Consider the following 18,576-nt stretch of genomic DNA (forward strand, 5'->3'; position numbering starts at 1 on the left):
TCGAGAAAGATTCCGGCCGGTCTGCTGTCGCACGCGACAGGTCTACGCCTCAGCCAATTCGAAATACCGCGGCGCGTCGCGCCAGCCGTGGGCTGCAGCATGGAGCGCCTTGGCGCGATAATCCAGTTCGAGATCGCAGAGCATGCCGCGCATTTCCAGATCGCTCTCTTCGCGGGCGAGGCGGTTGCAATCGTCCGCGCGGTCTCTGAAATAATTTTCTGACATAATCATCGGTATCGTTTTCCATCGGCTTCGATGGAACTTCGCTGTCCGGTTTGGCGAAGACGTGGCGGTATGCCATCAAATACGTGGCAGTTCCCGCTTTTCGCGTTGCGAAAGATTGCGCAGCAATGCTACGGCGCGCCGTTCGCACCTGCGGTCACGGCGTGCGACACGAGCGCATGAGCGTCGGTGATGCCGCCGGCCGCATGGCGCACGATGGTCTCCGCCATCATCGCCTTCGTCGCCGGCGTACGATGCTGCACGGCGATCTGCTGCACAGCGATATCCAGCACTTGGCGCAGCGTGGCCACATAGTTTGCGTCGAACTTCGGTGTCGGGTCGGTTGTCATGCTACACTCCGTCGTCTCGAGCTGCGCGGACCATGCTGACGCATTGGGGCGTATCTTGGTCCGTGCGATGAAACGTCGATGACGGCTGGTGACATTGTTTTGAAGTGTGGGCGTTGAACCTTCATGCGGTGTTGCGCGACATCGCGTCGCGCGCATTGCGCTGCACACCAGCACGCAAAAAAAGATCGATAAAATCTTTAGCAAGTGTGAAGCCGCGATGACGTTGCGTGCATATTCGCGCGATCGATGACCCCCCTGCCATTTCGCTGAATGGGGGCTTGATCAAGCGCCATTCCCGAATGCGGCCTATCGCGCGCCGGGGCGTCAGTTCGCGGATATGTGTTGCACGGGCGCCTTGCAGCAAGGCGTCCGTGCTCCGCTTATCGGCTCGCCGCTTACCTCAGCGAGATGGCGAGGCCCGAGAGATCGGCATTGACCATCAATCCGGTCTGGCGGCCGCTCAATTCCAGCAGCGCGCCTTTTTCGTTGGTGAGCACGATGGCGCTGACGCCGCGGCCGACGGCAGCACCCGCGCCGCCTGCGCCATAGACGCCGGCCACATCGCCCGGGCTGTTGATGCGGCTGACGCGGCCGGACAGATAGGTCTGCGACGCGCCGAACACGAGGCCCGCGCTCAAGCCGCCGATCGAGAGCGGATAGGTCCGCCCGCGAAAGGTCAGCGTGCCCGAACCGCCCGACGCGCCGATGAACCAGCCGCCCTTCAGCACATTGATGCGGATCGTGCCGCTATCGGCGAAGGCCGCGGAGGACAGGCTTGCGCCGATCAAGGCGAGGGCGGCGACGAGGGTGGTGCGGAAAAGCGAGCGCGACATGGGGGTGTCCTCCGAGGAATGATTCGTTGGCGCAAGGCGAGGCCGGCACAATTCAGCAAAATGGCCGCGGGGTCCATGGGCCTTCGGCGCTGCGCGGGCCGCGAGGGCGCTGCAATTGACAAATGCAGGCCCCACCAAACACACTCGGCCATGGCCAGGACCGTCCTCTTCCTCTGCACCGGCAATTACTATCGCAGCCGCTATGCGGAAGAACTCTTCAATCACCTGGCGCGCCGCGCCGGTCTGGACTGGGAGGCGGTGTCGCTCGCTTTGGCCATCGAGCGGGGCAGGGACAATATCGGCCCGATGGCGCGGCAGACCATCGACGCTCTGACCATCGATAGCATTGCGCCCCTTGGCGCGTCGCGGATGCCGGCGGTCTGTACGCATGATGCGCTTGCAGCGTCCGATATGGTCGTGGCCGTGAAGGAGGCCGAGCACCGCACCTTGCTGGTGACGCGCTTTCCGGGCTGGGAAGATCGCGTGACCTATTGGCACGTGCATGACATCGACGTGGCGCCTCCCGACGTCGCGCTGGGCGAGCTGAAAGCGCTCGTAGAGGCATTGGTGCAACGGCTTGCGAACGTGCGAGAGGCAGCTGTGCCGGTACTACTTAATTGATGCTGTGAAAGAACCACTTCACCAGCAACACGCCGCTGCCGACCGCCACCACCACGATCCCATAGCCGGTCAGGACGTCGGCCGGCGTGCCGCCAAACGGCCATACCGCGGCAATGGCGATGCCGACGGTGAATGTCAGTATGACGTAAAACAGAATGCCGCGCTCCTCCGGCTTTGATGCCAGCGCCTGCATGATGAATTCCAGAAGGGGACTTGGCTCGGACATCGACTACGGCACCTCGTCCCATATGTCGGCGCGCGCGAAGATCGGGTTCAGGCGTGCTGCTGCCGTCTGGTGCCCTCTGTCTGAGTGAACCTGGTGCGCAGTTATCCCGACTTATCGCCACCGTCCCACGGCCGCATTGGCCAATCTCGAGGCCGCTGCCTTGACACCCCTTGAGCAAGTCGATCACCGCATGCGCGTGCTTGCCGCACGCATCCATGCGCCCGAGGAGCTGCTGCCGGGGTATCGGCATGTCGATTCCGGCCGTGCGCTGATCGAGCATGACGGGCACTTCCACTACATGTTCGTCGAACGCGGCGAGCGATACGACATGCGGACCACCGACGATCTAGATGAGTTGATGTACTGGACTTTTGAGACCATCACCTCGGCGATGGCCGGAACCTATGAACTCATGCACCGCAATTCCAACGCCGGCGATATCAGGCGCCTGCGTTTTGCGCATCAACTCGCATTGCTGGGCCGACTTGATCCTGCATGGGCGGATCGCTGCCGCGCCGGACTCGATGATATCCTCTCGCGTCATCCTTATGTCGACGGGCGTTGATCGGCATGCATCGCTGCGAAAGCAGATGTGATGTGAGCAATGGGCGGCACGACAGGCTTCGCTATGTCGGTCGATCCCAAAACAGGCCAATTGTTCTCATTGGCGGTGTCGCGACGGTCACCGGATGTGACGCTCCACCAGCCACCAGTAAGCGAGCGGGGCAACGCTTCCGCCGCACGCAGCTGCGCCGATCAGCCCCCATTCGGTCGGCAGTGAGGAGCCAACGGAGGCGCTGATGCCGAAGAAGCCGCCGCCGGTGATGGCGCCGCCGATCATGCACATCGCGGGCGACATGATCCCGACCCATCGCGCAAAGAGGATTCCGGGCAGGGCTATGAAAACGGTGGCCTTGAACGAACCCGCCACGCCGAAAACGAGAGTCAGCAAATTCGTCGTGACGAGCGCGCCGAGATGCGCGGCGAGTCCACCGGTGGGCCGAAGGCTGAGCTGCAGCAGAATTCCCATGGCCAAAGGCGCGATGACAATCGCCGCGATCAGGCCGACGATCATGCGCCCGATGTCGATCAGGCATCGCGAGACGCGGGACATCGGTGGTGCGGGAATGGGAGACGTCGGAGGCATGACGCTTGGAATGTGCCGCTTCCAGACATCAAGCCATGTCAGCGCCGCCCCGTCATATTGCGTTCAATTCTTTCGATACGCGCTTCAGAGCCTTCTGGCCGTCCGGATCGGACGGAGTGAGTTGAGCGTGCATCTTGAAGTCAGCCAATGCCTCTTTCAGACTGCGTTTCTTCTCCCGCGCCATGCCGCGGTTGTAATAGGCTTTGGTATCTTTCGGATCGAGCTGGATCGCCTGGTTGAAGTCCGCGATGGCCCGGTCGAAATTGCCTTTGGTGCCCCAGGCGTTGCCGCGGTTGACGTAGGCAGCCCCATGTTTCGGATCGAGCTGGATCGCCTGATCGTAGTCCGCGATGGCCCGATCGAGGTCACCCCTGCCGCTCCAGGCGCTGCCGCGGTTGTAGTAGGCGTCAGCATCTTTCGGATCGAGTTGGATCGCCCGGTCGAAGTCCTCGATGGCCCGGTTGAAGTCGCCCTTGGCGCCCCAGGCGCTGCCACGGTTGGCGTAGGCGAGCCCTGATTTCGGATCGAGCTGGATCGCCTGGTTATAGTCCGCGATGGCCCGATCGAATTTTCCGCTGTGGTACCAAGCGTTGCCGCGATTGTTGTAGGCAGACGGATAGGTCGGATCGATCCGCATCGACTCGTTGTAATCCGCCATGGCGTGGGTGAGGTCGCCCTGTGCCCGGTACGCCCCGCCGCGACGCGCATAGACCCGCGCGAGGCTTCGCCCCGTGTATTGGTGCGAGTCGATGGTGCGCGTGCACCCCGCGACCGCGAGGTCATCCGACAGCTTTATGCAGGAATCCGACTCGTCTGCGGCGGCCACTCCCGGCAACCCGGCGAGAAGCACCACGCCCATGCATGCGAACAACCGGTATGTTGAGAAGCGCATCTGCATCGCATGTGGTCTCCGCACGTTGTCCGGAGCAGCCGGGATACCCGACCGCCATTCCCCGGACGCTCATTTGTCCCTTGGTCGGGGTCGCAGATCAAATAGTTCATCAGCGATGATTGGATGCCCGGTTTCCGCTTCGGGTCATTGTTCGGGACCGGAAAGAGCAGCAGATCGAACGGCTTCGGTCCAGCAGCGACGAGTTCGGGCGCCTCGCTTGAGCTCGCGCCGGTCGGCGTCCAGGCAATCATTTTTGAATGAAAACTGCACGTCCGCGCGTCGATTGCACAAGAAGCCAAGGAAAACTCAACGGCAATTCAAGGTGCCTACAAGGCTTTCCGGCCCGTCCGCGCGCATTCTGGCAGTGCTTTCAGGAGCAAGGCCACGGATGGCCCGAACAATCGGAGGAAAGTCATGAGGATTATCGTCATGGGCGGTACGGGTCTCATCGGACACACACGAACCCTTGCTGCGGGTGCACGTCCATGACCAAGCCTCACGATCGTCCGAATGACCCGGCAGCCGCATCAGAGGCGCCCCAGGAAACTCCGTCCCATGCCGAGCGGCGTTCTGCCGGTGCGGAGATGTCCCGCGTGCTCGGGACCACACCATTTCATATGGCTTTGGATTCCTCCGGTGCCGGAATCACCCACTGGAAACATGAGCCATTGCACGACGTCGTCGAGCCCATGACCCATCACGTCATCATGGCTTACAACGGTTCGATGCAGCGCATGGAGCGGCGGTCGGGAAGATCGGTTGCGATTGGAACGTTTCGCCCCGGTGTTGTGATCATCATTCCGGAAGGATCAAGCTCCCGATGGGATATTCCGAAACCTGTTGATGTCGTTCAGCTCTATCTTCCGCACAGAATACTCGAGCGCGTTGCCCACGAAGCCGACATCGCCGCTCCTGGCGACCTTCTGGAGCGAACGGCGCATCCCGATCCCATCACATCGCGGTTGCTCATAAGTGCGGCGGACGTCCTGGAGGGCAATGCGGCCCTGGATGCCCTGTTCAGGCAGCAAGTGACGGATCTTCTGGCCACGCGCCTGCTGGCTGCGCACACCGGCGCGCCAACCACGTTCCAGCAGACCATGGGCGGGCTGGCGCCGAAGACGCTGCTACGTGCCATCGAACGTTTGCGCTCGGACAGCGATACGGACGTCTCTCTCTCCGCCCTGGCCTCGGATGCCGGCCTGTCGCGCTTTCACTTCTGCCGTGCCTTCAAGGAAAGCACCGGGCTTTCGCCACATGCCTGGTTGCGCCAACACCGGCTCGAGCAGGCCATGAACATGCTGCGCGACACCGACGCATCGGTCGTGTCGGTGGCAGCGGCGCTTGGCTATGCCTCGCAGACAGCCTTCGCAGCGGCGTTCAGGAAGCTGACCGGCGAAAGTCCAAGCGATTGGCGCCGACGGACGCGTTAGCCGCAATCTCTCGACAGGTACGTCAATCGCTCTGGGGCAGTTGCGGATCCGATCAGCTAGATCATCACCGTGCCCACGCCAATAACGGACGGAGACAGACAATGGCCTGGAAGACCTTCGTCGACCCACTTGCAATGATACCGCGACGGAGAGTCGTCACGAGCTCTCTGATATATGGACTTTCACTGACCATTCGACTGACGACATCGACGGGCGAAGAAGCCGAGAAGCCAGCGCAGACCGCGCAAGACAGCACCCCTTCACTGTCCATCATCGTGAGCGACGACATCCAGGCTTTGAATGACCGGCCGCTGACGTTCGCTCAGCCGATCATTTTTCACCGTGACCGGCCGCCGGTTCCGCGAATCTGCCGCGCCGAATGTGAACGTCCCATGCAACTGGCGTCGATGCTGGACTGCTCCCCTCCATAGGGGCTCACTTCGTCGTTTCCCTTCTTCGCGTCATCGTTGATCGCAACAAATTTGCCGCAGGTGAGAAGCGGCGGCGGTGACGCGCGTACTGCCGAGCAACTTAAACCCAAGGAGAAAATCACATGCGAATAGTCATCATAGGCGCCGGCTTCGCCGGCATGTACGCCGCATTGTCCGCAGCACGCCTGCGCGACATCAAGGGTGTTTCGCCCGAAGAACTCGAGATCGCGCTGGTCGCACCCGAGCCGACACTGGTCATTCGCCCGCGGCTCTATGAGCCGAAGCCCGAAACCTTGACTGCGCCTTTGCTGGATGTCCTCAAGGCCGTCGACGTCGTCTATATCAAAGGCAGCGCCGAGACGATCGACACCGCATCCCGCATCGTGCAGGTCGCGACCGCCAACAATAAGCGACAGTCGCTGTCCTACGATCGGCTGGTCGTGGCGACCGGAAGCCGGTTGTTCCGTCCGAATATTCCCGGCCTCGCGGAGCATGGTTTCAGCGTCGACAATCTCGACGATGCGATCGCGCTCGACAAGCATCTGCATGGCCTGGCCGATCGGCCGGCATCGAACGGACGCGACACCATCGTCGTAGCCGGCGGCGGCTTCACAGGAATTGAAGCAGCGACCGAAATCCCGGCGCGGCTTCGCGCGATCCTCGGCAAGGATGCCAAGCCGCGCGTCATCATTGTCGAACGAAATAGTGCGATCGCCCCCGATATGGGCGAGGGTTCGCGTCCCATCATCGAGGAGGCGCTGCGCAAGCTCGGTGTGGAGACCCGGCTCGGTGCCGGCGTTGCCTCGCTGGATGCATCCGGGATCACACTGTCCGACGGCGAACGTATCGAAACCGAGACCGTGATCTGGGCGGCAGGCATTCGCGCCGCGCCGCTGACCACGCAGATCCCCGCCGAGCGCGACAATTTCGGCCGGCTGCTGGTCGACCGCGATTTGCGCGTACCCTCGGTGCCTGGCGTCTTTGCCACCGGTGACGCTGCCAGGGCAGCCAGCGACGATGTCGGCAATTACGCGCTGATGTCGTGCCAGCATGCGACGCGGATGGGCGCCTTTGCCGGCAACAATGCCGCCGCCGAATTGTTGCGCATGGCGACCAGGCCATATCACCAGAAGGGCTACGTCACCTGTCTCGACCTCGGCGAAGCCGGCGCACTGTTCACGCGCGGCTGGGACCGCAAGGTCGAGATGGTTGGCGACGTCGCCAAGAAAACCAAGAAGGAAATCAACACCGTCTGGATTTATCCGCCGAAGCCCGAGCGTGCTGCCGCTCTCGCCTCGGCCGATCCGGAGCATGTGACCGAAGTCTAGCCACCCCACACAAGAAAGAACCGCGCTCCATGCAGGAGCGCGGCCAGCTCTCGCAATCGATCAACCAGGAGGACTCACAGATGACACAGACGATTCAAGCCACTCGGAAAAGCACTCAGCAAAACACCCAGCAAAATACTCAGAAGGAGAAACACATGAACCTTGATACGACATCAGCCCCCGTCAAGTCGGGGCGTAACGAACTGGTTCCGTCGCGCTATGCAGTGAAGATCGGCGACATCGACGTGCTGGTGGTCAGCGATGGCGTGTTGCCACTCCCAACCTCCATGTTGGGACATAACGCAGACCCCGCCGTCCGGGCCGCCTGGATGCGCGACATGTTCCTGCCGCCGGACGCTTTCGACTGGCCGCTGAACGTGGTCGTCGTGCAGAGTGGCGAGCAGACCATTCTTGTCGACGCCGGGCTGGGATTGGACCCGGACCTGCATTTGCCGCGGGCCGGACAACTGATCCAGCGATTGGCAGCTGCCGAGATCGATCTTGCATGCGTCACCGATATCGTGCTGACGCACTTGCATATGGACCATATCGGCGGACTTCTCGTCGAAGGGGTGAAGGATCAACTACGTTCGGATCTGCGGATCCACGTCGCTGCCGCCGAGGTCGAATTCTGGAAAGCGCCCGATTTCTCTCACACCCAAATGCCGCCGGGATTCCCGGACGCGCTGCGGGCAACCGCCAAGCGGTTCATGGCCGAATATGGAAAGCATTTTCGGACATTCACGGACGAGCACGAACTGGCGCCGGGAGTCATCGTGCGTCGGACCGGCGGCCACACGCCCGGACACAGTGTCGTCCGCCTGGCATCCGGCGGTGACGCGCTGACCTTCGCCGGCGACGCCGTGTTCACGGTCGGGTTTGACCAACCCGATTGGCACAACGGTTTCGAGCACGACCCCGAGGAGGCAGCGCGCGTTCGGACCCGTCTGTTGCGGGAGCTGGCGGCAACAGGCGAATTGTTGGTCGCGACTCATCTGCCATTCCCGTCCGCCGGCCACGTGGCGATCGATGGCGACGCGTTTCGCTGGGTTCCGATCGTCTGGGACTACTGATCGCTAGTCGGATGAGGACCGGGGCGCGCCCGCGTGGCGTTCATGCGCGCGCGCCCCGGTTATAGCAGTGCGGATTCAGATGGACTGCAGAGTAGTGGGCCAAGCCGCGTCATCTTGGCAAGAAGGAGATTGAAAATGCAGAGTGAAAAGGTCGTGATTGTAACGGGCGGCAGCTCCGGCATAGGGAAGGCGGCGGCGCTGCGCTTCGCAAGGGAAGGCAACAAGGTGTTCGTGACCGGCCGCCGTCCCGGCCCTATCGAAGAAACGATTGCCGAGCATACGAACATAGCCGGCATGGTGGCGGATGCAGCCTCCGCCGAAGATGCCAAGCGCACAATCGCCAAGACGGTCGATCTTTGGGGCAGGGTTGATGCCCTGGTCAACAACGCGGGCGCAGGCGCAATCCTTCCGCTGGCAGATGCGACAGCCGATCGGATCAGGGACATTCTCTCCGTCAATGTGCTCGGCCCAAGTCTCCTCGCCTCTGCTGCTCTTCCTCACCTAACGGCAACACGGGGCACGATCGTCAATGTCTCGAGCACTTTCGGTCACAAGCCGGTGGCAGGACTGTCTCATTACGCCGCCAGCAAGGCGGCTTTGGAGCATTTGACTCGCTGCTGGGCGCTGGAGCTTGCACCACTCGGCATACGCGTGAACGCCGTGGCGGCAGGACCTACGGAATCAGGCGCGCTGACTGGCATGATGGGGCTCTCCCCGGAACAGGCTGCGGCAATCAAGGAACAGGAGCGTGCGCGCATACCGCTCGGGCGGCGCGGCGTTCCTGACGACCTGGCGGAATGGATCGTGAGGCTTTCAAGTCCCGCTTCGGAATGGATGACGGGCCAGGTTGTTGCTGTTGATGGCGGCCTGGGACTGGCTTAATCGCAGTTGGCGTTGCGGATAAAGGTGAGCTAGTCGCAAAAGCACGACGCTGCTAGCTAGTGTTTTCGATTGATGCATCGATCAGAAAAAAGGCGGTCCGCAATTGGGCAAACCGCCTCCTTTATTCAGGGCTTGAACGTGAAGTCCGGTCCGAGCGCGACGTCCGCCGGAATGGGTGGCAGATCGGCGAATAGTTCGGGATGCTTCTTCATGACGTTCAGCATCGGCTTGGCGTCGATGTTCTTGTTGACGTCGAATGTCGCCTTCAGTACGCCCAGCCGCTGAAGCCGGTCCTGCGCGCTCCAGAGTGCCTTGTAGCTATTTGCCGAAAGACGTCGATCAAGTTGCTGGACATTGAATTCCATGGCGGCTTCGGCGATCTCCGGCTTCAGGCCCGGAATCCAGCGGGTGCCGATCTGCGCGGCGGCCTTGGGATTTTTGCGCATCCACTGGTCGGCCTGTGAGGTCGCGGCCAGGAATTTCTCCGTCGATTCCGGATTTTTCTCGACCCAGGACCGAAGCGAGACGACATAGCCGAGATAGGCAATGACATCGCCGCCGCGGATCACTTCGAAGGCACCGGGGACGTCCTTCTGCGCGATGATCGGCCACGGATCCCAGCCGGAAAATGCATCGATGCCCTTGGCGAGCAGCGCGACCGTCATATCCGGCGGCGGCGTGTTGACCAGCTGGACGTCGTCGGGCTTGAGCCCGGCCTTCTCCAGCAGTGCCAGGATATAGAGATGGTTGATGGTGCCGAAGGAGGTCGCGATCTTCTTGCCCTTGAGGCTCTTGAGGTCACCCTTGACGATGCCCGATCCCTCACGGGCAATGATCGCCATGGTCGCATCCGAACCGGACTTGGTGGCGCTGCCGCTGTAATTGCCGAGTGCCACGAGATCCATGCCGCGCAACACGGCGCCGATCATCGGAACGCCGACCTGCAGGATCTCGGTCTCGCCAGCCTGCAGCGCATTCAGCGCATCAACGCCGGTCGCGTAGGGGCGCGCAATGGTGACATCGAGACCCTGCTTCTCGAAGTAACCGCGCTCCAGTGCCACCGGGATCGCCAGCATGTCGATGGCGCTGACCATACCGACATTCAGTTTCGTCAATGTCTGCGATTGTGCCGGCACGCAAGCCAGCATCACTGCAGTTAAAGCCCATAATATGCGTTTCAAAATCAGTCCTCCTCCTTGATTGGCCCCACGCTCGTGACCCAGTAAGGCCGGGCAACCGCGTTGAGGTCCGTTCGTTTCACACCCCTTAGTCCGATGGAATGATCGTCGGCTCCGGCGATCCGCCCATACTTCTGAAACGCCAGAACGTGAAAACGCTCCGGCGTAAACGGCATATCGATCTGGATATTGACCTTGTCGGACGCGCCGGCGAGCTCCTTGGAAATCTTGCCCGGCGCCTCGATGCTCAGCCAGCCCTGAAACGCGGCCCACACGGCGATGACAGCGAGCACCACACGCCCGCGGGTCGAACGAATGACATCTCGCGCGATGCTCATGCGGCCCGCACCATTTGCAGCACCTGCGCCGACAGACGCTTGAACGTTTCATCCTCGATCAGGTGATCCCAGACGCGCGGACGCGGAAGATCGACCTTGATCTGATCGAGCACGCGGCCCTTGGACAACACGACGACGCGGTTTGCAAGAAACACGGCTTCGGCCACATCGTGTGTAATGAAGATGACGGTCGGCTTGCGCTCCTGCCAGATACGCGTCAGCTCTTCCTGCAGTGTCATGCGGGTCTGCGCATCGACGCTGGCGAACGGCTCGTCCATCAGCAGCACGGCCGGATTGTTGGCCAGCGCGCGGACGACGCCGACGCGCTGCTGCATGCCGCCGGATAGTTCGTTCGGGTAGCGATCCGCGGCATGCGAGAGACCGGCGAGCGCGAGATATTCCCGCGCAGTGCGGTCGCGCTCGTCCTTTGGCACGCCCCGCATCTTCGGGCCGAAGCCGACATTCTCCAGCACCGTCTTCCACGGGAAGAGGGCGAACGACTGGAAAACCACGCCGCGATCCGGACCCGGTCCCTTGACGAGATTGCCGTCAATCAGGATCTCGCCACCCGTATAGGGGATGAAGCCCGCGATCATGTTCAGGATTGTCGTCTTTCCGCAGCCGGAGGGACCGACGACGGAGACGAATTCGCCCTGCTCGACGTCGAGCGAGACGTCCTGGACGGCGGTGACCTGCGATCCCGCATAGGGATCGAAATAGGTCTTGCGAAGATTTTTCAGCGACAGCGTTTTCATGACGTAACCAATCCCCACCGCTGGCCCGTTGCGCGCTCGATCGGCGCAAGGATCCAGGCATCGACGATGTACCAAAGAGTGCCGAGAACGATCATGCCGAGCAGGATCTCGACCGTTGAGCCGGCACGACGTGCATCGAACATCATGAATCCGATACCGCTGGTGCCGACGATGATCTCCACCGCGATCAGCGCGCGCCAGCCATAGCCGAGGCCGTTGCGCAGGCCGGTAATGATATTCGGCAACGCACCGGGCAGCGTCACTTCCCACAACACTCGCATCGGCGAAGCGCCGAGGCTCTGCGCCGCACGGGCCAGATCGCGATGTACCGACTGCACGCCGAGCACGGTGCTCAGCACGATCGGAAACAGCACGGTGTAGACGATGACAAAGGTCATGGTGGTGAGGCCGAATCCGAACCAGATCAGCAGGATCGGCAGCCACGCAATGTCGCCGATGGCCTGAAAGAACAGCAGCACCGGCCAGCAGATGCGATGCGCGAGGCGGCTGGAGCCGATCAGGATGCCGAGCGGAATGCCCAGCGCGACGCCGATGGTTGCGCCGAACAGCAGCCGGATCAGACTGTCCTGCAGATAGTCCGGCAAAATTCCCTTGTAGGTGAGGGAGATGAACGACCGTATCACATCCACCGGCGCCGGGAAGAAGGCGCGCGGAAACATGCCTGAATTGGCGACAATGCTCCAGATCGCCACCACGGGAATAAACGGCACGATGGTCGCGATAATTGGCCACCGATGCGTCGTGCGCACGTAACCGCTCCAGAATTTCAGTGCAATGTTCATGTGCGCCTCACCAGTCCCCATCGCTCGATCGTCGCGCGTTCCAGCGGAACGAGCAGCAACCGGTCGATGAATAGCCACAACACGCCGATGACGATCATGCCGAGCACGATCACTTCGGTGCGATAGAAGTCACGGGCGACGAACAGCATGTAGCCAAGTCCGACATTGGTCGCGATCATCTCCGCCGCGATCAGGCCGCGCCACGCGAAGCCGAGCCCGGTGCGCACGCCTGTCACGATATTGGGGAGCGCACCCGGCAGCAGCACTTCGGTAAGCAAGGCCCATCGTCCGGCACCGAGCGAGGCGGCCGCATTGCGGATCGTCATCGGAATGGTGGAGACACCGAGCAGCGTGTTGTAGGCGACCACAAAGAAGACGGCGTTGAAGATCACGAAGATGATGGCGCCGAAGCCGTAGCCGAACCACAATGTTGCAATCGGTATCCAGGCGATGCCGGCAAGCACCGAGAAGAAGCGAAACAGCGGCGTCAGGAACGCCGAGGCCGCAGGGCTCACGCCCATGGCGACGCCAAGCGGAACAGCGACGAGCACGCCGAGAAACGTGCCCAGTCCGACACGCAGCATGCTCGCGCCGATATGGCGGATGAGCGAGCCATCGCCGATCGCGGCAACCGCTGCTTCGGCCACCGAGCCGAGCGACGGAAAAATCCGCGGATTGACATTGAACAGCGGGACCACGATCGCCCAGATGGCGACGAGCACCAGCAAGGGCGCCACGAACAAGGCTGCGCCCACCAGCGAGTTCATGCCGCGCCAGGCGACGCGGGACCGCACTTTTTGACCGGGCGCAACGAGCACGCGACCTCCCTTTGACCAGCGTTCTGGCCGTTTTATTTTTATCTGCGAGGCTCTCGGCTACGCAGTTTAGTACTCAAATCTCGTCTGCGAACGGCGGCACTTCGCCGCCGTCCTGGTCACGTCACGGCATATCCGCCGTCGATGACGAGGATCGTCCCCGTCACGAAAGATGCCGTCGGCGAACACAGATAGAGCACGCCACCCAAGAGGTCCGATGGTTTGCCCCAACGGCCCAAGGGCGTGCGCCCCAGAATGACCTGGCTACGTTCCGGGCTGGCCTGCAGATCGGTCGTCAGCGGCGTGGCGATCCAGCCCGGCGCGATCGCGTTGACGCGAATGCCGTCATTCGCATAGGCGATCGCCAGCGATTTCGTCAGTTGTGCAATACCGCCTTTGCTGGCGGCATAACCGGGAACGAGACCGCCGCCGAAGAACGACAGCATGGATGCCAGATTGACGATCGCACCCTTGGAGCGTGCCAGCAGCGGCCGCGCGGCGGCGCACATCCGCATGGTGCCGTTGAGATTGATATCGACCACCGACTGGAAAACCGCGGGGTCGAGTTCTTCGCTGCGACGAATGACGCCGGCGCAATTGACGATCACGTCGAGCTCGCCGAGCGAGCCGACAAGAGACTTGATCGCGCTGTCGTCGCGAACGTCGAGCTGATGCGCCTGAGCCTCGCGCAACACCGAATCCGAACGTGCCCGCTCGATCTCCCCAGCATTCACGCCGGTCGCGATGACCTCCGCGCCGGCCTCAACGAAGCCGCGCGCCAGGCCCGCGCCGATCCCTGACGTTCCGCCCGTCACCAGCACGCGTTTTCCCGCGTACCAGATCGACGCCCATGCGGCCGACGGAATCTCCTCGATCATGTTGGCACCGTCTGCCATCAGCGCACGAACTGATCGACGTAGTCACGGCCAAGGCCGACGGACTCGTAGTGGGCGCGGCACATATCGATCTTGGTGAAGACGTCCTCATAACCGACGTGCTTGTTGTTCTCATCGAGATACAGCATCGATCCCTGGATGTTGAAGAAGGTGATCATCTCGGGAACGTCCTCTGGGACGATCAGCGTGTGGATCTCACCTGGGGGCTCGAACACGTAGGAGCCTTCCGTCGCCACCCACTGGTGTTCGCGGTAGAACCACTTGCCGCGCAACACGAAGCCATGCACCGGATTGGGATGCAGATGCCGCGATAATACGCCGGCGCGTCGCACGCGCAGCAGATTGCACCACTGCCCTTGTCGTGTGTTCAGCATCAGCGGACGAAACCAGACATCCGGCGCCTGCGGCACCCAGACGCGCTCGTCCTCGGGAATAGCGACGACGGCGATTTCCGGTGATGCAAGGACGTGCGTCGATCCAATCATGTCACGATACATGGGGCTTCCTCTTTGTTTTTTTCGCCGTCGCGGTTGAGACCCGCGTTATGCCTTCAGGCGTCGCAGTCGCGCGACGCTTCGAGAGTTTGATTTGCGTGTAGCCAAGCACCTGTTCCATGGCGGTCTTGGCCTTCTTTGCATCACCCGCGGAAATCGCGCGCGCAGCGGCCGCGTGGTTTGGCAGATTGTCTTCGAACCAGCCGGGGCTGCCGACCGCGACAAGAAATACCGCGCTCAGAATGGTATCGATGGCGCCGCGAAAACCCTGCAACACGGGGTTATGCGTCGCATCTAGAATGGCGAGGTGGAATGCCTTGTCCGCCTTGATGGCGCTTTCCTGATCGTGCGAGGTTTCCATGCCGACCAGCGCGGCTTCGATGCGTAACCTGTCCTGCTTGGTGCTCCGCGTTGCCGCGAGCGCGGCTGCTGCCGGCTCGATGATCAGTCGGACTTCCTGAATGGCCATCAGAAGATCGCGGTCTGGTTCGCCGCCGCCGACCAGCCATCCCAGCACATCGCGATCGAGCAGGCTCCAGTCGCGGCGCGGCAAGACGTGCGTACCGTAACGCGGACGCACGCTGACCATTCCTTTCGCAGCAAGGGTTTTGATCGCTTCCCGGATGACGCCGCGCCCAACACCGAAGCGCGCCTCCAGTTCCGGCTCTGGGGGGAGGGTTGCGCCAATCGGGATAATATCCTGCGCGATTTCGCAGCCGAGCGTGGTCAAGACCGAATTGATGCGGCCTGGCTTGCTTCCCCGCTCCAGCGATTTCGTAGGACTTCGTGCCACGAGCGTTCTTCCCCGCTGTTGTTTGCTCAGTGGCCTATCTCACGTTTTCAGAGCGAATGCAATCATCCGATGTTTAACATCGGATGATTGATTTGCGGTGCACAATGCTTTGCCCGATCGCAATTCGAGTTTGAAATTCATGGCAAAGCGGTGGCGATAGATGGCCGGCCGCCGGCGCGCGGCCGGTTGTTTTTTCCGGGAACGAGATTGGCTGTTCCACCGTTTTCAGAGACACCGGGCCGGCTCGGTTCCAGCAGCACCGGTTTTCCTTGGCTCGGGTAAATCAGGAGAAAGCAAATGATGTCCGAAACTCAAGTCCACACCATCGCCCGGCAGATGCTTGATCGGCACGGAGCCGTGGCCATCGCTCATGCCGCTCAGAATGCACTGACATGCGAGCAAAAAGGTCAGCTGGAAGAGGCCAACGAGTGGCGCCACGTGAAGGATGCCATGAAAATCATGCAAGGCCCGCATCAGAGCTGAGGTTGCGGCGCCGCCTTGCGAATGCGCGCAGTACCGTCCGTAGTGTCGTGGCGGCAATGGCGCCTTGATGTCCTCCCTCCGATGTCAGAGTTAAGAATCATGAATCACGAAGACTTGGCACTGATTTGAACTAGATCAGACAATCGATGCTTGATGAATTGTCCAGCTGACCTGAGCGCCAACCTTGCGTCTGTAAGACCGCCATTCCACAGAGGCCATGCATGGATCATGTCGGGCCATACCTCCAACGTCGTCGCGACGTTGGCTATTGCGGCAGCCTCCGCGAAACGCGTCGAGTCTGCGAGCAAAGTTTCGGCTGACCCGACCTGAATGAGTGTTGGTGGAAATCCGATGAGGTCCGAGAACAGCGGAGACAGAAACGGGCTCCTGCGGTCGAGCGATGCCGGAGCAAAGGCGTCAGCCAGTTCCTCGAGGTAGCCACGGTGGATGATCGGATCGATCTGATCCTTGCTTTGCAGCGTCGTCCCGGACATTGAAAGATCGGTCCAGGGCGAAATAAGCCAAGCGCATGCCGGCGACTCTTCATTGGCTCCGCGCAAGGCGTTGATCAGGGTAATTGTAAGATTGCCGCCAGCGCTGTCACCGGCAACTACTATATTGCCGGCGTCTATGCCCTGCTGGCGCAGATATCGCCAAGCGCTCATCGCGTCGTCGTGAGCGGCAGGAAACGGGTTTTCCGGCGCGAGCCGATAGTCAATCGCCAGGGTGCTTATGCCAGCAGCCCGCCCTGCCTCTGTCACGAGGCGTCGATGACTGAGGATTGATCCCGAACAAAAACCGCCGCCATGAAAATACAGAAGCACGCTCGTCGTATCTGCCCCCGGTGAGAAGGACCATTCCCCCGCGACATTTCCGCAATCGACAGTCCGCAACTCGACATCGTCGGCCACCGGCCAGATCGACCCAACTTCATCAAGTCGCTGCCGGCGCTGATCCCACCCGACCGGGCGGGGCTTTAACAACAGTACCGCGCGAATATTCGCAATCCCACTTTCGGCCAAGGATAATTTCCCCCGAAAACTCGAGAAAATTGAGCGGCAATTTTCAAAACTTCGCAGAAGCAAGTCTAGAGGGAACGCGGGGATTGCGCCAGCAGCGGACAATCCCGCACAATCGTGAATCTGACATCGCGTGGCGCTCGGCGCCCACTTGTAATTCGCCAGTCGTGCTTAACTAGAGCGAGGGCTGTTCTTCACAAAGTGGAGGATGCTGCAATGCGTGAACCAAATCCTGAAAAGCTGAACGCACTCGTAGGAAAGCTGGTCAACGACCTCGGCATTTCACTCGGCGGTGCTAGTATACTGCTCGGCGATCGTCTTGGCCTCTACAAGGCAATGGCGGATGGAGATATCTTCACGCCTTCAGCGCTTGCCAAGAAGACCGGTCTGCATGAGCGTTATGTCCGCGAGTGGCTCTCCGGCCAAGCTGCCTCTGGTTACATCGATTATCACCCTGAAAAGAACGCGTTCTCGCTCTCGGCCGAACAAGCGATGGCGTTCGCCGAGGAGGGGTCGCCGGCTTTCTTCGCCGGTGCATTCGATGTCGTGCAGTCCACCTATCTCGACGAACCCAAGGTTGCCGAAGCATTTCGAACAGGGAAGGGCGTTGGCTGGCATGAGCATTCGAAGTGCCTTTTCTCGGGCACCGAACGCTTCTTCAGGCCGGGCTATAACGCCAATCTGGTTTCGAACTGGATTCCGACGCTCGAAGGCGTCGAAGCCAAACTGAAAGCTGGCGCCAAGGTGGCCGATGTCGGATGCGGCCACGGCGCCTCTACCATCGTGATGGCGCAGGCGTACCCCAAATCCACGTTCTTCGGGTTTGATTACCACAAACCTTCGATCGATCGCGCGAAGGTCCTGGCCCAGGAAGCGGGGGTCGGAGACCGAATTGAATTCGCGCAGGCCAGTGCCAAGGATTTTCCGGCAAAAGACTACGATCTGGTCGCTTTCTTCGATTGCCTGCATGACATGGGCGACCCCGTTGGTGCGGGCAAGCATGTCAAGGAAACACTGGCCAAAGACGGGTCATGGATGATCGTCGAGCCATTTGCTCATGACAATCTCAAGGATAATCTCAACCCCATCGGGTCCATTTTCTATCACGCCTCGACATTCATTTGTACGCCTGCGTCGCTCTCTCAGGAGGTGGGCTTGGGGCTCGGTGCCCAGGCAGGTGAAAGCAAATTGCGTCAGGTCGCGACTGAGGCAGGATTCAAGCGCTTCCGCCGCGCGACTGAGACGCCTTTCAATATGATCTTCGAAGTGCGTTCCTGATCGATCAGATCAACGGTGCCATCCCGGATGCCGCGGGACATGCGGCTTCTAGGGGCTGCGTCGCTCTGGATTGATGTCACCTGTCGACAGGAGCGCTGCAGATTCGAAAAGGAGCCGCTGCAAGAATCTCTCGAAAGTGTAGTTCAGAGTAATTTGACCGCCACAAAGGTCTTGTCTCGCTCATGGCAAGCGGCCGACATCGTCCGTTACCGATTGTCGGTTTGGCACCAGAAGCGGACGTGAGCTATCTTAATGTCGCAAGGGATTGCCGCATGCGTGAGCGGCTTCA

The 18,576-nt window shown here is 61.0% G+C and carries 25 protein-coding genes; 9 read left to right on the forward strand and 16 right to left on the reverse strand.

The genetic code is table 11. From position 1 onward, the window contains the following. Nucleotides 1-42: 42 nt before the first annotated feature. The 4 genes from AB7813_RS26625 to AB7813_RS26640 all read right to left on the reverse strand — a co-directional run bounded on the left by AB7813_RS26625 (nucleotide 43) and on the right by AB7813_RS26640 (nucleotide 1,405). Complete coding sequence (locus tag AB7813_RS26625; RefSeq protein ID WP_068731284.1) at nucleotides 43-231, reverse strand: hypothetical protein; 189 nt, start codon at nucleotides 229-231, stop codon at nucleotides 43-45. A gap of 122 nt (nucleotides 232-353) precedes the next feature. Then, complete coding sequence (locus AB7813_RS26630) at nucleotides 354-572, reverse strand: hypothetical protein (RefSeq protein WP_068731389.1); 219 nt, start codon at nucleotides 570-572, stop codon at nucleotides 354-356. A 121-nt stretch (nucleotides 573-693) separates the two neighbouring features. After that, the gene (locus AB7813_RS26635) at nucleotides 694-936 is read right to left on the reverse strand and encodes a hypothetical protein (RefSeq protein ID WP_441228812.1); all 243 of its coding nucleotides are present in this window, start codon (nucleotides 934-936) and stop codon (nucleotides 694-696) included. Between the two features lie 31 nt (nucleotides 937-967). After that, complete coding sequence (locus AB7813_RS26640) at nucleotides 968-1,405, reverse strand: hypothetical protein (RefSeq protein ID WP_068731288.1); 438 nt, start codon at nucleotides 1,403-1,405, stop codon at nucleotides 968-970. 150 nt (nucleotides 1,406-1,555) lie between these two features. Here AB7813_RS26640 and AB7813_RS26645 point away from each other — a divergent pair, with 150 nt between their 5' ends. Continuing rightward, nucleotides 1,556-2,026 (forward strand): arsenate reductase/protein-tyrosine-phosphatase family protein, encoded by a 471-nt coding sequence (locus AB7813_RS26645; RefSeq protein ID WP_441228813.1) that lies wholly within the window; start codon nucleotides 1,556-1,558, stop codon nucleotides 2,024-2,026. On the opposite strand, the gene AB7813_RS26650 is transcribed toward AB7813_RS26645, so the two are convergent. Continuing rightward, a complete protein-coding gene (locus AB7813_RS26650; protein ID WP_441228814.1) occupies nucleotides 2,019-2,252 on the reverse strand; it encodes a hypothetical protein in 234 nt (77 codons plus the stop codon). The two genes, AB7813_RS26645 and AB7813_RS26650, sit on opposite strands and share 8 nt — an antisense overlap. Nucleotides 2,253-2,442: 190 nt before the next feature. Here AB7813_RS26650 and AB7813_RS26655 point away from each other — a divergent pair, with 190 nt between their 5' ends. Then, on the forward strand, nucleotides 2,443-2,817 hold the full coding sequence (locus AB7813_RS26655; protein WP_309947340.1) for an Imm63 family immunity protein: 375 nt from the start codon (nucleotides 2,443-2,445) through the stop codon (nucleotides 2,815-2,817). Between the two features lie 117 nt (nucleotides 2,818-2,934). Here the strand turns inward: AB7813_RS26655 and AB7813_RS26660 are convergent, their stop codons facing one another. Beyond that, on the reverse strand, nucleotides 2,935-3,366 hold the full coding sequence (locus tag AB7813_RS26660; RefSeq protein WP_441228815.1) for a hypothetical protein: 432 nt from the start codon (nucleotides 3,364-3,366) through the stop codon (nucleotides 2,935-2,937). An 85-nt stretch (nucleotides 3,367-3,451) separates the two neighbouring features. Continuing rightward, nucleotides 3,452-4,297, reverse strand: coding sequence for a tetratricopeptide repeat protein (locus tag AB7813_RS26665; RefSeq protein ID WP_441228816.1), 846 nt, complete (start codon nucleotides 4,295-4,297; stop codon nucleotides 3,452-3,454). Nucleotides 4,298-4,776: 479 nt separating this feature from the next. On the opposite strand from AB7813_RS26665, the gene AB7813_RS26670 reads away from it, so the two are divergent. The 5 genes from AB7813_RS26670 (at nucleotide 4,777) to AB7813_RS26690 (ending at nucleotide 9,435) form a co-directional block, all read left to right on the forward strand. Next, the gene (locus tag AB7813_RS26670; protein ID WP_441229011.1) at nucleotides 4,777-5,721 is read left to right on the forward strand and encodes a helix-turn-helix transcriptional regulator; all 945 of its coding nucleotides are present in this window, start codon (nucleotides 4,777-4,779) and stop codon (nucleotides 5,719-5,721) included. Between the two features lie 101 nt (nucleotides 5,722-5,822). Continuing rightward, on the forward strand, nucleotides 5,823-6,152 hold the full coding sequence (locus AB7813_RS26675; RefSeq protein ID WP_441228817.1) for a hypothetical protein: 330 nt from the start codon (nucleotides 5,823-5,825) through the stop codon (nucleotides 6,150-6,152). 122 nt (nucleotides 6,153-6,274) lie between these two features. Then, the gene (locus AB7813_RS26680; RefSeq protein ID WP_441228818.1) at nucleotides 6,275-7,480 is read left to right on the forward strand and encodes an NAD(P)/FAD-dependent oxidoreductase; all 1,206 of its coding nucleotides are present in this window, start codon (nucleotides 6,275-6,277) and stop codon (nucleotides 7,478-7,480) included. A gap of 155 nt (nucleotides 7,481-7,635) precedes the next feature. Continuing rightward, a complete protein-coding gene (locus tag AB7813_RS26685; protein WP_439080046.1) occupies nucleotides 7,636-8,553 on the forward strand; it encodes an MBL fold metallo-hydrolase in 918 nt (305 codons plus the stop codon). Between the two features lie 135 nt (nucleotides 8,554-8,688). Continuing rightward, complete coding sequence (locus AB7813_RS26690; RefSeq protein WP_441228819.1) at nucleotides 8,689-9,435, forward strand: SDR family NAD(P)-dependent oxidoreductase; 747 nt, start codon at nucleotides 8,689-8,691, stop codon at nucleotides 9,433-9,435. A 125-nt stretch (nucleotides 9,436-9,560) separates the two neighbouring features. On the opposite strand, the gene AB7813_RS26695 is transcribed toward AB7813_RS26690, so the two are convergent. The 8 genes from AB7813_RS26695 to AB7813_RS26730 form a co-directional block, all read right to left on the reverse strand. Next, nucleotides 9,561-10,616 (reverse strand): ABC transporter substrate-binding protein, encoded by a 1,056-nt coding sequence (locus AB7813_RS26695; RefSeq protein ID WP_093759258.1) that lies wholly within the window; start codon nucleotides 10,614-10,616, stop codon nucleotides 9,561-9,563. Between the two features lie 2 nt (nucleotides 10,617-10,618). After that, nucleotides 10,619-10,951 (reverse strand): hypothetical protein, encoded by a 333-nt coding sequence (locus tag AB7813_RS26700; protein WP_092138836.1) that lies wholly within the window; start codon nucleotides 10,949-10,951, stop codon nucleotides 10,619-10,621. Beyond that, on the reverse strand, nucleotides 10,948-11,706 hold the full coding sequence (locus AB7813_RS26705) for an ABC transporter ATP-binding protein (RefSeq protein WP_441228820.1): 759 nt from the start codon (nucleotides 11,704-11,706) through the stop codon (nucleotides 10,948-10,950). Before AB7813_RS26705 ends, AB7813_RS26700 begins: the two co-directional genes overlap by 4 nt. Beyond that, complete coding sequence (locus tag AB7813_RS26710; protein WP_441228821.1) at nucleotides 11,703-12,509, reverse strand: ABC transporter permease; 807 nt, start codon at nucleotides 12,507-12,509, stop codon at nucleotides 11,703-11,705. The genes AB7813_RS26705 and AB7813_RS26710 overlap by 4 nt, the downstream gene beginning before the upstream one ends. Next, nucleotides 12,506-13,327, reverse strand: coding sequence for an ABC transporter permease (locus tag AB7813_RS26715; protein WP_441228822.1), 822 nt, complete (start codon nucleotides 13,325-13,327; stop codon nucleotides 12,506-12,508). The genes AB7813_RS26710 and AB7813_RS26715 overlap by 4 nt, the downstream gene beginning before the upstream one ends. 116 nt (nucleotides 13,328-13,443) lie before the next feature. Further along, nucleotides 13,444-14,220, reverse strand: a complete 777-nt coding sequence (locus AB7813_RS26720) for an SDR family NAD(P)-dependent oxidoreductase (protein ID WP_441228823.1) — start codon at nucleotides 14,218-14,220, stop codon at nucleotides 13,444-13,446. Next, nucleotides 14,220-14,717 carry a 2,4'-dihydroxyacetophenone dioxygenase family protein gene (locus AB7813_RS26725; RefSeq protein WP_244628405.1) on the reverse strand — a complete coding sequence of 166 codons (498 nt, stop codon included), beginning with the start codon at nucleotides 14,715-14,717 and terminating at the stop codon, nucleotides 14,220-14,222. Before AB7813_RS26725 ends, AB7813_RS26720 begins: the two co-directional genes overlap by 1 nt. Next, nucleotides 14,707-15,444, reverse strand: a complete 738-nt coding sequence (locus AB7813_RS26730) for a FadR/GntR family transcriptional regulator (protein ID WP_441228824.1) — start codon at nucleotides 15,442-15,444, stop codon at nucleotides 14,707-14,709. The genes AB7813_RS26725 and AB7813_RS26730 overlap by 11 nt, the downstream gene beginning before the upstream one ends. A gap of 360 nt (nucleotides 15,445-15,804) precedes the next feature. Between AB7813_RS26730 and AB7813_RS26735 the strand changes: the two genes are divergently transcribed. Further along, the gene (locus AB7813_RS26735; RefSeq protein WP_439073929.1) at nucleotides 15,805-15,990 is read left to right on the forward strand and encodes a hypothetical protein; all 186 of its coding nucleotides are present in this window, start codon (nucleotides 15,805-15,807) and stop codon (nucleotides 15,988-15,990) included. 104 nt (nucleotides 15,991-16,094) lie between these two features. On the opposite strand, the gene AB7813_RS26740 is transcribed toward AB7813_RS26735, so the two are convergent. Further along, nucleotides 16,095-17,012: an alpha/beta hydrolase gene (locus tag AB7813_RS26740; RefSeq protein ID WP_441228825.1), complete on the reverse strand. Its 918-nt coding sequence runs from the start codon at nucleotides 17,010-17,012 to the stop codon at nucleotides 16,095-16,097. A 213-nt stretch (nucleotides 17,013-17,225) separates the two neighbouring features. On the opposite strand from AB7813_RS26740, the gene AB7813_RS26745 reads away from it, so the two are divergent. After that, nucleotides 17,226-18,287, forward strand: a complete 1,062-nt coding sequence (locus AB7813_RS26745) for a class I SAM-dependent methyltransferase (RefSeq protein WP_441228826.1) — start codon at nucleotides 17,226-17,228, stop codon at nucleotides 18,285-18,287. The last annotated feature ends 289 nt before the right edge of the window (nucleotides 18,288-18,576 follow it).

The sequence above is a fragment of the Tardiphaga sp. 20_F10_N6_6 genome, assembly GCF_052076045.1.
Taxonomy (GTDB): domain Bacteria; phylum Pseudomonadota; class Alphaproteobacteria; order Rhizobiales; family Xanthobacteraceae; genus Tardiphaga; species Tardiphaga robiniae.

What these genes read in the sequence shown, in the direction of transcription:
- AB7813_RS26625 (WP_068731284.1), bottom strand. Translation starts at nt 231, where the DNA reads ATGATTATGTCAGAAAATTATTTCAGAGACCGCGCGGACGATTGCAAC.
- AB7813_RS26630 (WP_068731389.1), bottom strand. Translation starts at nt 572, where the DNA reads ATGACAACCGACCCGACACCGAAGTTCGACGCAAACTATGTGGCCACG.
- AB7813_RS26640 (WP_068731288.1), bottom strand. Translation starts at nt 1,405, where the DNA reads ATGTCGCGCTCGCTTTTCCGCACCACCCTCGTCGCCGCCCTCGCCTTG.
- AB7813_RS26645 (WP_441228813.1), top strand. Translation starts at nt 1,556, where the DNA reads ATGGCCAGGACCGTCCTCTTCCTCTGCACCGGCAATTACTATCGCAGC.
- AB7813_RS26650 (WP_441228814.1), bottom strand. Translation starts at nt 2,252, where the DNA reads ATGTCCGAGCCAAGTCCCCTTCTGGAATTCATCATGCAGGCGCTGGCA.
- AB7813_RS26655 (WP_309947340.1), top strand. Translation starts at nt 2,443, where the DNA reads ATGCGCGTGCTTGCCGCACGCATCCATGCGCCCGAGGAGCTGCTGCCG.
- AB7813_RS26660 (WP_441228815.1), bottom strand. Translation starts at nt 3,366, where the DNA reads ATGTCCCGCGTCTCGCGATGCCTGATCGACATCGGGCGCATGATCGTC.
- AB7813_RS26665 (WP_441228816.1), bottom strand. Translation starts at nt 4,297, where the DNA reads ATGCAGATGCGCTTCTCAACATACCGGTTGTTCGCATGCATGGGCGTG.
- AB7813_RS26670 (WP_441229011.1), top strand. Translation starts at nt 4,777, where the DNA reads ATGACCAAGCCTCACGATCGTCCGAATGACCCGGCAGCCGCATCAGAG.
- AB7813_RS26675 (WP_441228817.1), top strand. Translation starts at nt 5,823, where the DNA reads ATGGCCTGGAAGACCTTCGTCGACCCACTTGCAATGATACCGCGACGG.
- AB7813_RS26680 (WP_441228818.1), top strand. Translation starts at nt 6,275, where the DNA reads ATGCGAATAGTCATCATAGGCGCCGGCTTCGCCGGCATGTACGCCGCA.
- AB7813_RS26685 (WP_439080046.1), top strand. Translation starts at nt 7,636, where the DNA reads ATGAACCTTGATACGACATCAGCCCCCGTCAAGTCGGGGCGTAACGAA.
- AB7813_RS26690 (WP_441228819.1), top strand. Translation starts at nt 8,689, where the DNA reads ATGCAGAGTGAAAAGGTCGTGATTGTAACGGGCGGCAGCTCCGGCATA.
- AB7813_RS26700 (WP_092138836.1), bottom strand. Translation starts at nt 10,951, where the DNA reads ATGAGCATCGCGCGAGATGTCATTCGTTCGACCCGCGGGCGTGTGGTG.
- AB7813_RS26705 (WP_441228820.1), bottom strand. Translation starts at nt 11,706, where the DNA reads ATGAAAACGCTGTCGCTGAAAAATCTTCGCAAGACCTATTTCGATCCC.
- AB7813_RS26710 (WP_441228821.1), bottom strand. Translation starts at nt 12,509, where the DNA reads ATGAACATTGCACTGAAATTCTGGAGCGGTTACGTGCGCACGACGCAT.
- AB7813_RS26720 (WP_441228823.1), bottom strand. Translation starts at nt 14,220, where the DNA reads ATGGCAGACGGTGCCAACATGATCGAGGAGATTCCGTCGGCCGCATGG.
- AB7813_RS26725 (WP_244628405.1), bottom strand. Translation starts at nt 14,717, where the DNA reads ATGTATCGTGACATGATTGGATCGACGCACGTCCTTGCATCACCGGAA.
- AB7813_RS26735 (WP_439073929.1), top strand. Translation starts at nt 15,805, where the DNA reads ATGATGTCCGAAACTCAAGTCCACACCATCGCCCGGCAGATGCTTGAT.
- AB7813_RS26745 (WP_441228826.1), top strand. Translation starts at nt 17,226, where the DNA reads ATGCGTGAACCAAATCCTGAAAAGCTGAACGCACTCGTAGGAAAGCTG.